This window comes from Anaeromassilibacillus senegalensis (assembly GCF_001261775.1).
In the GTDB taxonomy this organism is placed as follows: domain Bacteria; phylum Bacillota; class Clostridia; order Oscillospirales; family Acutalibacteraceae; genus Anaeromassilibacillus; species Anaeromassilibacillus senegalensis.
Genome location: NZ_LN868537.1, coordinates 498,998 through 511,590, shown reverse-complemented (window position 1 = coordinate 511,590; position 12,593 = coordinate 498,998). Strand labels below are relative to the sequence as shown.

The window sequence follows — 12,593 nt, the reverse complement described above, 5'->3', positions numbered from 1 at the left end:
CATTTTTCAATAATTTATTCTCTGCTTGCATATTTATTTCTTGCTTTTCGGTAGATTTGCATTTTTGGGCTTTACAAGCCGCATGGTTACTGGGTATAATGAGGGTACAGTCAAAACCCACGCCCCGTAAGGGGACAGAAAAAGTGCAGCTATCCATAAAGGACAGCTGCACTTTTTCATTTTCTATACATTTTTAAAAATCGCCCAAAAGCTTTCCTGCAATCTTTTCCCCCAACAGCGCACGACCCAAATCATTTGGATGTGTCCCATCCCCGTTCGAGAAATACTGTCTCCGATTCCATTTGTTGATTCCCAAAGTGTCATACAAATTCAACACCGGCGTTTTGTAATTCTTTGCCAACTGAAGGAGCGCGTTTCCATATTCGTAAAAATGCTTGTTTCCAAACATTTTTTCATCACTGTCTACCTGTTCATTATCCCAGTAACGGTAGATAGGAGTTAAAAGCAAAACCCGCAGATGCGGATAGCGACTCCAAAGTACTTTCAAGCTATATCGGACCGCGCCCAGGTAGGTTGTAACATCTTTGGGGGCATCTGCGTGATCCAGTGATACGCCTCCATGAATATCATTCGTTCCAAATAGAATGGTGACATAGTCTATCTTTGTCCAGTCAATGGATTTTAATGACGCTATACGGTCGGCTGCATAATTTACGGTATGCCCCACCGCCGCTTCCTGCAATGTGTAATCTCCGGAGGTTATGGCGTCCACCAACCGATACATACTAAAGGCGTCATAGTACTGGTCCGTGTGTTGCGACATACGGCAGCCACCCACCCCAAGGTTATATACCTGCATACCGGTCAGCTTTGCAATTACGGAGGGATAGTCCATCGGCGGCTGAAAATCCCCTGTAATACTGTCTCCAAAGCAGGCCAGCGTCCTGCTCTGCAGCCGGCTGACTGGAATCTCTATATTGCCGCTTGCATCCGGTCCCTTGCCATTAATTGTAAAAAGCTTGGACTTGGCTTCAGAATAGTACACAGAACAGGACGGCGTAGATTCATAATGCAATTTGTCCGTATATTCCGGGAATACCAGCTCCCCCGTAAATGAACCGGACTGATTCAGGATTGGGGTATGTCCGCTCTCCGCGTCCGCGTAATTGATGTACAAATCCTTGAAGCGAACTTGATAGCCATTTACCAACTCTGAGATTTCTTTTCCCGCGTAATATTCCAAGAGTACATCTGGCGTCGTTGCTATGAACTCCCAGGAACTCAATCTGGCATGATCGACTTCTGTGGTGTTTATAAGCAAATCACCTTTAGACCCATTGTTTACACTGGCCAACAAAAATCGTCCAAAATGCATCCCTGTGGTCGTGGAATCCGGCGTAAGGCCTGTTGTATCGATGTACAGCTTATACGCCTTCCCTATCTCCAGACCGGTGAACTTCATGGACCAGAAGACCTGATACCATCCGCTGGGCTTATTATTTACAATGCTGACGGTAAACTCATATACGCCGTTGGAATGGCTCTCAGTCAGCCAGTTCATCGTCCGGCCCGCACTGTCCATATCCTTCACGGTATCGGAGTACAGCCGGTAACTGCACTCCGTGGAGGATACCATTTTCACCCCACTGATGGACGGACCTGACACCCGGCAGGGCGTCGTTCCAAAGAAGTTCCACTCCGCGTTTCCGCTGGCCGGAATTCCGGTATCACTCAGCTCTCCGGTTGTACTGTTCCATGTGTACCAGTTGCCATTCTCGCCAATTTGCGGTGAACAGAGCGCTGCCTTAGCGGCCCGGTCGGCGTCCGCCTCCACCGCCTCTTTGACGTCCAGAATCCGCAGCTCATATTCCGCGAATTCCGACGGCAGCGGCGACGGAACCACATCCGGGGCGTTGATACTTGGGCTTACGGACAATGTGAGCTGCGCAGACTTTTTGACACGGCCGTCCGCATGCGTGGCCCGCAGCTGGATCGTGATGCTCCCGGCGGCAGCAATGTACTCCCGTTTGATCAGCACTGACAGGACCATATTACCGGCTTCTTCTGTTTTCTCCACGGCCCAGATGTTCTTCTTGCCTGGCTGGGATACATCCAGCACAATATCCCAGTCCAAGTATTCCGTTCCAAGCTTCTGGATTTTCAGGGTGCAGACTTCGTTTTCACCGACGTAGCCAAGTGAGGTACCGCCCTTCGACGTAAATGTCCAGTCTTCGTTTAAAACAATCATGTGTCCCTCCATACAGAAAATCGCCCTGCCTCGTGAGAAGCAGGGCTTTGTTTTCACTGGTCTTCTTTTTCTTCTCCGCCGGCGAGCTTATCCCCTGCCGCGTCCACGCTGCCTTTGCAGGCGGCAATGATCCTGGCCAGGAATGCCGGGACGGGCGCGCCCAGCTTGCCGGCATTCTCCACGATCGACCCCAGTTCTGTGAGGATGTACCATGCCAGGACCACGGGGCACAGCAGCACGGAGTAGTCCCACGGCAGGACAACCGCCGGAATGTTGTTGACAACCAAACCGATCATCCAGTCGGCCAGCGCTGCGGCAACCATCGCGACCATGGCCCCTGTCTTATGCCAAATACCATCCCGTGCAACCGCGCTGCTCCACTCCCCCGCCCGGCAGGCCGCTGCAGAGCCTGTTATGTAATCCATTACCATACAGGCGGTCCAAGCGACGACAAGCCACCCAAACCAGCCCAGCCAGGCGGACAAGGCCGCGCAGGCCGCTGTGACGGTTGTTTTGATTCCAATCACAACATGTTCGTCCATGTTCATTTAAAATAATCCTCCATCTTCTTTAATTACTGGCAGTCTCTTTGTCAACAATGAAAGCACGCTTTAAATAACCTGTGCAACAAACCGCTTCATCGGTTTGCCGCCGGGGAGCGTGGTGTAAATCCCCGTTGTATCTCCGGGCTTGCCGATTGGTACAATCGCCGCCAGCTTGTCCGCGCCGCGGTTGATCGGCACGACAGTCACCACGCCTCCAGTCCCTGCTGTCACCGTAAGCTTACCTGCATTGACTCCCGTAAACTTTGCTGTGTAGTAGGCGCCGCGCCTGATCTGCACGGTACCGCTGGTGTCGCTCTGAATATCCGTCCCCATTATCGCCTTCACGCGTTGCCTGAAGGCTTCAAAGGCATCCGGATGATCAACATAATACTTTGGGCAGCACTTCCCCGTCACATCGTAGTGGCGGACGATGTCCCCGATCGGGTCAAGCCTGTACCGGAGGCACAGCGCCGCGCAAAGCTCTGCCAGCGTCTGTTCCGTCTCGACTGTAAACTTGCCGTCTATGGAAGGGTGGCAGCACTCAATGCTGATGCTGTAGGGATTAGCCTGATTGGTCGCATAGCTGACTTCGCTCTCCGGAATGCACTGGACCACTTCGCCGCCCAGCCCGATTATGTAATGGGAGGATGCATAGACAAATTGCCCTTTACTGTCCCTGCTTCCTGCTTTCAGGCTCTCAAAATAGTTCCGGTTGGCTTGCGCGCTGGTACCTGGATTGCCGACGTAGTGCACGGCTATCTTGGTCACCTTGCCAAGCTTCGTTCCCGGACGGCTGTAAGGATTGATCGTCAGCAGATCTTTTACAATATTCATTCGACTACCTCCGTCCATTGGGCCGGCGGTTCCCACACATTGGCGTCAACGTCGCTGGTCCACCGCTTGCCGTTGTGACTGACTTTGGCCCCAGCAGGATAAGCGTCCGTGCTGCCGGCAGGCTGCCTCCACTCCGGCCACTCGACGGAAGGATCGTCGATGCGCACCCAGAGCGACGGGGCTGCATCTGGCGACCAACTGGCCTGCGATGTATGGGCCGTCAGACAGCGATAGAGCAGGCCGCCGTACTGTACACGGTCGTCAATGGTGTATTCATGGTCCTCGCTGATCCACGCGGGCAGCAGTGTCGGATGTTGGAGTACAATGGCGTCCGGCGCGAATGCGCTCATGGCCTCAATGCCGGCACGGATCTTGGGTGCCTCCTCTGCTAAGTTGTCAGGGGTTGCCCCAAACACCGTTACAATCGCTTCGGTCTGCTGTTCAACCTGCGTCATAAGCTGCACTTCACGGCTGCTTTCCACTTTGACCATGGTGACACTGATTTTCTCTTCTTCATAGACCGACCGCACGAACATCGTATAACCTTTTAGGGACTTTTCTGCTTCATCGATCGTCATGGTCTGCGTCTTTTCGGAATTTGTGAAGATTTCACGCAATTCAGCGTCTGTATATGTACCGGCGTCGAAGATCAACCGCACGCCGTCCCGGTACAACCCCTTGTATTGCTGCCGCTCTTCACGGTTTCCGATCATTTCCAACTGGGATTTATCTGCAAGTGTAAGTTTCATAATGTATTTTCCTTTCAATCTTTAAAATTGAATTACGCGTGTTCCATCTGGATTTTTTACGGTCAATAGGTTTTTTGATAAAGTTATCGCCGGACGCAGACCGTGTCCACCAGAATTTGGCATTGAATTCATAATGGAGCCCGTACTTGTGACATAGGTTGTCCCAGCTCCTCGCTCATCATTATCTTGAATCGATCTTAGTATCCAAGCCCAGCTTTTATCTGCTCTCAGCCCTTCAGGTCTGTAAGTAGATCGTTCTACAGCCTGGATTGTTGGGTTTGCGTTCCGGCTTTTATCATCTGTAAAACACTCCCATTGGGCTCCTTCACTTATTCCATTTATGGTACCACCTGCCACTTCCGTTAGCGATAACAAATAAACTTTTCTGATTAATGAGTCATATCCTCCACCATCTATAACACTCTTTACAGCTATAAAAGTATTATTCAGCATAGCATTTTGTAGATTCAAACTCAAATTGGTTAAAAATCCGCTTTCATCTTGATATGGATTTCCCATCATTACCCGCGATTCTGTTGGCGGTTGATCATAGGTATGTCTTGCAGTATACCAGTCAACAGCAGAAGAATTTAGCCATTGGTCTATGTTTGACAGTGTGTAACGATTATTACCAAGCGTACGACGCAACCCATCAAGATTTTCAGGTTCAGTTGCATCTATGCATTTTAGAGTCAATATATCTTTTGAAATTAGTTTGGTTGCTCCGCTTTGCTGATCGCCCACCATCCACCGAATCGTCTCACCGTTATATCTACTATCCGGGTCTACAACTATGGAACCGATTGGCAATCTCCCAAGCGTTTTTGGACCAGACTGGTATACCATCCGGTTTACATTATCCGAACCGGTATGCCAGGCTTCCGTTATCTCCCGGGTTATGCCGTCTGATGTCACAACAGCGACCAAGGTTATTTCATGCTGTACGCCGCTGTTATCAGGAAAATAAATAGCCATATAACTCTCCTTACGACTCATAGACAAAGGTGATCTGGCCAGCCGGGGCGTTTGTTGGAGTGGTATCGCTAACAAGTAAAGTGTATTCCCCCACAATGAATGCACTCTGAGCGTATGACGCCGTGGTAGCATATCCGGATTCTGTGGAGTAATCTGCCTTGCCAACCTCCATATCGGCAGGTGACACCCACGAAGGCGCGCCGCTCGCGCTCTGCGTCAAATAGCCCGTTCCGGATGTCGGCGGCGCCAGCTGCGTCAGTGCTGTGGTGCTGGATGCGTAAACCAGTCGGTTGCTGGTCCAACTGGTTTTGCCCGTACCGCCGTTGCTCACCCCGACAGTTCCATTTATGTCAGGCCCATACGGCTTGTTCGCGCCGACCGCTATCCCGTAGGTGCCGTCATATTGCAAAACCTGCGGCTGGTTGGTTGAAAGCCAGTTGCTCGACTGTCCGGACGTCGTAACGCTTTTTGTATAGCTGTACCGGCGTTTGATCGTTTTCGCGCCCAGTCCGTTGAGGTTGAGCGTGGGCGACGTAGATGTGCTTGACGCGTGCGGGATGATTACGATCATGAGGCCCTTCGCGAGACTGCCAATCCCCTCGATCTGCGCCGTGTAAGCGCTGCCGGACCCTGCTGTCTTTACAACAGGCGGTAGCATCGGCAATTGTTCCATTGGTACGGTTCCGGCAATGTCAAGCTCAGCCAGCCCCACTGGCGCTCCCTTCAGTTCATTGATTACCTGCGTGATAGCTGGGCCAATTTCCCCTGACAGTGCGCCGTCCACCGCTTCTGCCGCCACATTGGCGCGGGTCGCCGCCGCATCCGCGGCATCTGCCTTGGTGTTTGCGTTGGAAGCCGCTGTGTTAGCAGCCGACGCCGCATTGTTGGCTAAGGTCGCTTTGCTATTGGCGTTTGTCGCGGCACTGCTCGCGCTGGATGCGGCGTTGTTGGCCGCGGTTGCAGCATTGTTAGCTAACGTTGCTTTGCTGTTGGCATTTGTCGCGGCTGAATTGGCGGATTCGGCTGCAGTCGTGGCCGCAGTCGCCGCTGTATTGGCGGCGGTTGCTGCACTCTGCGCTGTCTGTGCTTTGGTGTTCGCGCTGGTCGCCGCCGTATTTGCAGCGCCTGTCGCGGTGTTGGCGTCCCTGGTAGCCTTATCTGCATTTGAGGCTGCGGTATTGGCGCGTGTTACCGCATCTCCGACGTCTGCCGCCGCCTGGTTCGCCGTTGCCGCTGCTGTGTTCGCTTTCCCTGCGGCGGTATTGGCAGCAGTCGTCGCTGTCTGTACATCTTTCGCCGCGGTATTGGCAGCAGCGGCGGCTTCCAATGCGGCTCCTGTTGCCTGTTTCAATGTCTGGAACTCATTTGAACTCTCGATCTCAGCTTCCCCGGACGCCTTCACATCCAGCGTAAGACCGATGATCTTCAGCGTGCTCTCCTGCGCATCCGTTATCCAGACCTCCAAGGACGCTTTGCCCTTGACCGCGGTGCTCTGCTGCGACAACACGAATTCCGCCACGCCATTCGCAGCGTCTTTGATCGTTCCATCCAGAAGGCAGGCCTTTCCATCCGGTTTCCCGACGTACAATTGTAATGTTTTCCCTGTGAGACTGAGAGGCCGATCGATCACTTCGGCGTTGCTGGTGCTGTCCAGTTCACCGCTGCGATCGATGATCGTAATGGCAAGCGTGCGGCCATTGACCTCGCCTTGCACAGCCATGACGGTATCGCTGCTGACTTCCCACTCATTCAGTTTGATTGCTTCATTGGTCAATTGCTGTCACCTCTTTTTACACATAACCAACAAAAATTCCGTTTTCAAATAGCATTACTCTTTTGCTTCTGTCGCTACGTGTTATACCCACCTCCCCGTCATATCCGTCCCTAGTAGGACTTGTGCCACCAAACTCAATTTTGCGGCAAATAATATCAGTGCATTCAACATCACCATCTACATCAAGGACAGGTGCTACTACCGATACTCCTTTATTTGATTTCAAAACTGTTTGGCCTTTGCTATTCACATCGATGTAGCTATTATCTCCCCACTCGATGCGGCCAGCGAAAGTCCCTTTCGACAGATATACTACCCCAGATTCCAAATCCAGCCACCAATCTCCGTCTACCGATTCAATTCGCCCTGTCTTGATATTGGCGCCGTTAATGGTGGTAGTCCCTTCGCCCTCCAAATCCTCCGCAGTGATGACACCCGATATCTCGATGCGGTTCGCTTTGATCTTAATGGTTTCCGGGCTGATATTGATGAGGGAAATCAGTTCATCTTTGTACGCTTTCAATTCTATTTCCTGTTTAGTCTGGCTGATCTCCGTGCCCTGCTCTGTGACCGCATCTTCCACCTTATTGACCTGCTCCTGCAACTTCTCCGCAGCGGTGAAGCGCGTGGAAGCATTGCTCAGCTTGCTCTCCGCGTCCGCTGTCAGGGTCATGGAACCATCCGGTGCATAGCTGATATTGCTCACAAAACTTGTATGTACGGTACCGTGCCGGTCCGTCACACGCACAGTGTCGCCCACGTCAAGGGACGGATTGGACAGGCATTGCACGGTATATGGCCGGAAGGTGAAGCCGACGAGACGCGCGCCAAGATCGTCCGCCAACACCTGCAAATTATTCTGTGCAAGCGGGTTATTTTCTATCTTGACCACATAACCCTCACCGCCGGAATTGACAGGGGCGGCTTCCGTGTCCTGCGGGATGATCTGCACCCCAGTGACAGCAATGTCTGCCGCAGCCACATCAGAGGACTGGATGCCGACCGGTTCATACGGCGCTGCCGCAATGTCGTACCACCCAACCATCAGCGCCCCCTCGCGGTTGCAGCGGGCATAGCAGCCCGCGAGCTGCGCGGCATAGCTGAGTATCTCCCGGCAGGTGATGGACTTCTCCTCCGGCCGCCTGGACACCGTGTAGCCGGAGCCCGGGAAGTCCGGCGCCGCCAGCGTTACGCCGCAGACGGTACAGGCGTCGGTTACAATCTGCTTCAGTGTGGCCGGATAGGTAAGCTTGCTGTCGCTGTACGGTCGCTCGAACCGGGCCATGTTGTCCAGCGCGGTGATGGTCACTGTGGCGTTGGTTTTCACGGCCTCGTCGACCGTGTAGACGCCCAACGGCACCCACTCCACCGTTTTCGTGCCGTCCCACTTTTGCTGCGTCAGGAGGCCTATGGAAGATCGGATGACGGCTCCTGTGAAATCTGATGCCTCGAATTGCTTTTCATGGTTAATGAGGGTGAGGGTGAGTTCCCCGATCACTGCCGCGCCAATCGTAAACGCGCCCTGCTGGCTGGTGGCGCAGGAGATTTCCAGGCCGCCCTCTGCGACATTTCGCGGGGTGAGATCGATCGTTTCCCCGCTGGACAACGTTATGGTCCCGCCCACGATCTGCCGCCGGGCGGTCCGTCGAATCAGTTGTTTGTATAACTCTGTCGTTTGATGCATAATCACACCTCGATTAGGCTGAAGGCCAAATCATTGACAAAGACCGTATCGTCCTCAGTCGTAAAATACGGGGCGGTACGGTCTCCTACATAAAATTTTCGTATTTCCGGCTTACCATCCAGAAGATCAGGATAGGTGACGTTGAACGTGACACCGTTTAAAAGCTTCAGCAATTTGGAGCCCTGCGCAAGTGTTAGCACACCGCATTTACAATTCAGCGTGCGTTTCTGCGCCACCACATCCTTGTGCATGATTCCTGACAAATCACGTTTGGAATTCTCGCTGGAAAGGTCTTGCAGCCCGAATTCAACGCTGACAAGCCCTTCCACCTCCACGCCGTTTATTTTAAGCAGTGTCATCTTATCCTCCCACTGGACTATACCGCATGTTCTGACGCTTCATTTCTTTTATGACCTCTTGGGCAATGATGCGATTGTTCATGGTGGCGACAAAGGTCGCGCTCTGCGCCGGCAATTCTGAAATCAGACGCCTTCCGACACGGTACAACGAGTCTTCTGTAAGCGGCTGACCGGTACCGATGTATGCGGCAACCTGCTGTGCGAGCTGTGCAATCCAGCCGGTATTGTTTTCGAGCGGCACGACCGCTTCCTTACCGCGTTCACCGATCATAGACAGGGTGGGCTGATCGATGATACCTCCGCGTGCAAGCCACTGAACCTGCAATTTAGGTAAGGACGTGGGAAGGTTTATGGCCTTTAAGATGTTCGCAATCCACCCGGTGGCTTCAGCGCCTTTGGTCCATGTGATTTTGGGCATTTTGAGCGTGGGCCATTTGATGTTCCGAAACGGTGAGGTGAGGGCATCGATAGCCTGCTGCCCAACTGATCGCCATTTTTCAGCTGTAAACCAAGGGGCAATATTGGTACTCCACCACTGTTTGATAGGATCAAATGATCTCTGGAAGTCCTCATATTTTCCTTTCAGGCCTCCAATTGCATCTTTCCCCAATTGCTGCCATTTCTCCTTCGTAAACCATGGAGCGACATTTTGATTCCACCATTTCACCACACCGGTATTTCCCCACCAAGTCGTAAATTCGTTCCACTTATCGGACAGGCCCCTTTTCATGTCTTCTCCTAGCTTTTGCCACTTTTCTTTTGTAAACCACGGAGCAACATTTTCCTGCCACCATTTAAAAATCCCTGTAGTCTGCCACCATGTTATAAATTCATTCCATTTTTCGGATATTCCTTTTTTCATATCTTCACCAAGTTGCTGCCAACGCTCTAACGTAAACCAAGGTTTAACATTTTCATTCCACCATTCGGCGAGATCAAAATCCATAATGGCTTGTTTTAGCTTCTGCCATTCTTCACTTAGATTTGTTCCAAACCAAGCATCTATTAAAGCTGTTAGGGCATCTATTGGTAAAGACAGAAGTCCCAAGAGCGCATCTTTTAAACCCTCAAGAACTTCTCCAAAATCCGCATTTTTCAAGCCGTTCATAATTTCCAATAACCCCGATAAAAGCAAGAGTAAATCTGTAATGGCATTAATCACATTTGTAGGCACTAGTGCGATTAGTCGAGCAACAAATTCGGGAACATCAAATCCCTCCGTAAGCTCGTCCCAGGCCTTTTTCAATTTTTCAAACGCCTTGGCCAAACTCTCTATAGCTTCTGTTGGGATATTTTCTTTCACCAGTTGTCCAAATTCCCGAAATTTTGCGCCGAGCCCTTCAGCGGCCGCGTTACCTTCTGATTCCAATTTGCCGAAATCAACTCCACCAGTCGCTGCGCTCCCCCCGCTGGACGATTCTTTCTGCAAGGTATGAATTTGGTTAAAACTTGTAAGCGTCCCTTGTTTTGCGCTGCCGCCTCCTGATCCAGAACCAGTTTCCTTCTTCATGTCCTTCGTGGCGTCCAGAGCCTTTTTGTAGGTTGTGCCAAATATACCGGCGATGAAGGGATGCCATAGCCTCGGGAGCCCTGGAGAGCGCACTCACAAGCGAGTTTAGCGCGGGCAATATCGCCTGATAGATCGGCGTGAAGGCCACTTGCAAATTTGCTTGTAAAGCGTTCAGATTAGACTTCAATTCTTTGGAATGTTCGCTGGCGAGTTCAAACCCTTTTTGCAGGACTTTCAGCGCTCCCAACGCCGCCGCCATCGGCAAAGCCGTCGCCAATCCTCGCAAACTGGCAAGCGCGGTTCTTCCAATCGCACCGATACGCGCAATCCCTGTCGCCTGGCTGCTCGCAGCTGATAAAAATGCGTTTGCCTGCATGCGCGCCGTCGCCTGTGTTGCGTTTCTCGCGCGTTCGGCCGCATTTTCCATAGCTTCTGCTGCCCGGTCCTGCTGCTCCTGTATCGAGTCGGAAATTCTGGAGCTTAACCCGTCCGATTCCTCCTGGCTTTCCATCGCTTTTTGAACCATTGCTTCCATTTTGTCCTGAGCTGCATTAAGTGTCCCTTGCATGGAGATCAGGCGCGATTCCGACGTTGTAATTTTCGCTGACATGTCATCCCATGCTTTTGTTCCGAAGGACAGTTTCTCAAACTCAGAATTCAGTTGCCCTAGCTTTCTATACTCCGCATCCATCTGCAGGTTGATATTCTGAATTTTTTGCCGCAACAGCTCCGCTGCGTTGATGGAAGGACGGAAGGTATCGGCAACGTCTGGCAACGCAGAAGGGGTGCTGGTATCACCGCTGCCCCGCTGAATTTGCGAGGCCATAGCCGATAGTATTCGCGGGGCCGAAGTCGGCAGCGCCGCTTCAGGATTAATGGAGTTTACACGCCTCGCGGCGCGTGCAGCAATCTCCGCAATCTCCCTGTCGGTTTGCTCCACCTGATCGCGCGTCTGTTTAAGCGGCGCGTTGACCGCCTCCATTGCCCGCTCCATAGGCTGTGTGAAAGCTTCTTGCACCGTTTCTCCGGTCCGCTTTATTGCCTGTCCAACACTTGCCTGTGCGCGGGACGCAATATCAGATAGCTGCTTGTTGACGTTGTTCAGAATTTGCAGGTCAAGAAATATTGTACCTACTGTAGTTCCTGTTGCTTCCGGCATAAGTTCACCCCCCAAACATCGACGCAATCATTCTTTCAAGGTTTTTCATCTGCAACCGCACACTTTCTTCATCTGATTCCCGTAGGACCTTTTGTCCGCAGAACTGTTTCCACTCCGTGCGCAGGCGGTTTTGTTCCGGTGTAAAAGCTTTCAGCATATCCGGGTCGTCCTCCGACCGCACGGCCACTACCCGGCCCAGCGGCGTATCGTCCATCAATCCGGAAACCAGCTTTGCCCAGTCCGCGTAATGCAGGTCTGGCTGATCGGACGGCAATACACCGTACTGCTTGGCAATGGACTGCTCGATCAGGATGCGGTCGTATTCGAGATCATACCAGGCATCACTTTTCGGCTTTTGTGGCTTCCTGAAATCGTTTAGCCACAGCTTCCGGTGTTTCTCCCATGATCGCCGCCATAACAAGCTGGAACACCTGCTGATATGCGACAAACGGCAGGTTCATTTCGTCAATTTCTTTCGCGGCAGCGTCGCCAAAGGCCAGTTTGAACGTCTCTTTTATACCTTTGTTCAAATCTTTTTCCTCGCTGTATTTCGTCGTCAGATTAGTAACCTGTTCTACGGTTTTCTGCCTGTCATCCACCGGATACACCTTATCTCCAATCCGGATTTCCGGGCGTTCGGTGAGAAGTTTTTCATCAAGTGTGTAAAGCTTCATCTAAAATTCCTCCATTAGATAAAAAATTCAGGTATAAGAAAACCGCACTCAAAACAAAGTGCGGTTTTCCTGCCTATTCAAACTCAAATACGAAACAAGATAATTTTTCTTTTCTATTGCA

Annotated in this window: 12 protein-coding genes; all 12 read right to left on the bottom strand. The window is 51.8% G+C overall.

Going from position 1 to position 12,593, the window contains the following annotated elements:
* Positions 1-193: 193 nt before the first annotated feature.
* The 12 genes from BN2106_RS08110 to BN2106_RS08055 all read right to left on the bottom strand — a co-directional run bounded on the left by BN2106_RS08110 (position 194) and on the right by BN2106_RS08055 (position 12,472).
* Positions 194-2,209: an SGNH/GDSL hydrolase family protein gene (locus tag BN2106_RS08110; RefSeq protein WP_050698049.1), complete on the bottom strand. Its 2,016-nt coding sequence runs from the start codon at positions 2,207-2,209 to the stop codon at positions 194-196.
* A gap of 53 nt (positions 2,210-2,262) precedes the next feature.
* Positions 2,263-2,757, bottom strand: a complete 495-nt coding sequence (locus BN2106_RS08105; protein ID WP_330379803.1) for a phage holin family protein — start codon at positions 2,755-2,757, stop codon at positions 2,263-2,265.
* 63 nt (positions 2,758-2,820) lie between these two features.
* On the bottom strand, positions 2,821-3,588 hold the full coding sequence (locus BN2106_RS08100; protein ID WP_050698048.1) for a peptidoglycan recognition protein family protein: 768 nt from the start codon (positions 3,586-3,588) through the stop codon (positions 2,821-2,823).
* Positions 3,585-4,337: a carbohydrate-binding protein gene (locus tag BN2106_RS16130; protein WP_050698047.1), complete on the bottom strand. Its 753-nt coding sequence runs from the start codon at positions 4,335-4,337 to the stop codon at positions 3,585-3,587. The genes BN2106_RS08100 and BN2106_RS16130 overlap by 4 nt, the downstream gene beginning before the upstream one ends.
* A 21-nt stretch (positions 4,338-4,358) precedes the next feature.
* A complete protein-coding gene (locus tag BN2106_RS08090) occupies positions 4,359-5,312 on the bottom strand; it encodes a DUF6273 domain-containing protein (protein WP_050698046.1) in 954 nt (317 codons plus the stop codon).
* A 10-nt stretch (positions 5,313-5,322) separates the two neighbouring features.
* Entirely contained in the window at positions 5,323-7,086 is a 1,764-nt protein-coding gene (locus BN2106_RS08085) for a BppU family phage baseplate upper protein (protein WP_050698045.1), read from the bottom strand.
* Between the two features lie 16 nt (positions 7,087-7,102).
* On the bottom strand, positions 7,103-8,770 hold the full coding sequence (locus BN2106_RS08080; RefSeq protein WP_050698044.1) for a hypothetical protein: 1,668 nt from the start codon (positions 8,768-8,770) through the stop codon (positions 7,103-7,105).
* Positions 8,771-8,772: 2 nt separating this feature from the next.
* A complete protein-coding gene (locus BN2106_RS08075) occupies positions 8,773-9,129 on the bottom strand; it encodes a DUF6711 family protein (RefSeq protein ID WP_050698043.1) in 357 nt (118 codons plus the stop codon).
* Position 9,130: 1 nt separating this feature from the next.
* Positions 9,131-10,639, bottom strand: coding sequence for a hypothetical protein (locus BN2106_RS08070; RefSeq protein WP_154666455.1), 1,509 nt, complete (start codon positions 10,637-10,639; stop codon positions 9,131-9,133).
* On the bottom strand, positions 10,572-11,798 hold the full coding sequence (locus tag BN2106_RS08065) for a hypothetical protein (RefSeq protein ID WP_050698041.1): 1,227 nt from the start codon (positions 11,796-11,798) through the stop codon (positions 10,572-10,574). The genes BN2106_RS08070 and BN2106_RS08065 overlap by 68 nt, the downstream gene beginning before the upstream one ends.
* 4 nt (positions 11,799-11,802) lie before the next feature.
* Complete coding sequence (locus BN2106_RS08060; RefSeq protein WP_195891804.1) at positions 11,803-12,219, bottom strand: Gp15 family bacteriophage protein; 417 nt, start codon at positions 12,217-12,219, stop codon at positions 11,803-11,805.
* A complete protein-coding gene (locus tag BN2106_RS08055; protein WP_050698040.1) occupies positions 12,140-12,472 on the bottom strand; it encodes a hypothetical protein in 333 nt (110 codons plus the stop codon). The genes BN2106_RS08060 and BN2106_RS08055 overlap by 80 nt, the downstream gene beginning before the upstream one ends.
* Positions 12,473-12,593 lie beyond the last annotated feature (121 nt).

What these genes read in the sequence shown, in the direction of transcription:
- BN2106_RS08110 (WP_050698049.1), bottom strand. Translation starts at nt 2,209, where the DNA reads ATGATTGTTTTAAACGAAGACTGGACATTTACGTCGAAGGGCGGTACC.
- BN2106_RS08105 (WP_330379803.1), bottom strand. Translation starts at nt 2,757, where the DNA reads ATGAACATGGACGAACATGTTGTGATTGGAATCAAAACAACCGTCACA.
- BN2106_RS08100 (WP_050698048.1), bottom strand. Translation starts at nt 3,588, where the DNA reads ATGAATATTGTAAAAGATCTGCTGACGATCAATCCTTACAGCCGTCCG.
- BN2106_RS16130 (WP_050698047.1), bottom strand. Translation starts at nt 4,337, where the DNA reads ATGAAACTTACACTTGCAGATAAATCCCAGTTGGAAATGATCGGAAAC.
- BN2106_RS08090 (WP_050698046.1), bottom strand. Translation starts at nt 5,312, where the DNA reads ATGGCTATTTATTTTCCTGATAACAGCGGCGTACAGCATGAAATAACC.
- BN2106_RS08080 (WP_050698044.1), bottom strand. Translation starts at nt 8,770, where the DNA reads ATGCATCAAACGACAGAGTTATACAAACAACTGATTCGACGGACCGCC.
- BN2106_RS08075 (WP_050698043.1), bottom strand. Translation starts at nt 9,129, where the DNA reads ATGACACTGCTTAAAATAAACGGCGTGGAGGTGGAAGGGCTTGTCAGC.
- BN2106_RS08070 (WP_154666455.1), bottom strand. Translation starts at nt 10,639, where the DNA reads ATGAAGAAGGAAACTGGTTCTGGATCAGGAGGCGGCAGCGCAAAACAA.
- BN2106_RS08065 (WP_050698041.1), bottom strand. Translation starts at nt 11,798, where the DNA reads ATGCCGGAAGCAACAGGAACTACAGTAGGTACAATATTTCTTGACCTG.
- BN2106_RS08055 (WP_050698040.1), bottom strand. Translation starts at nt 12,472, where the DNA reads ATGAAGCTTTACACACTTGATGAAAAACTTCTCACCGAACGCCCGGAA.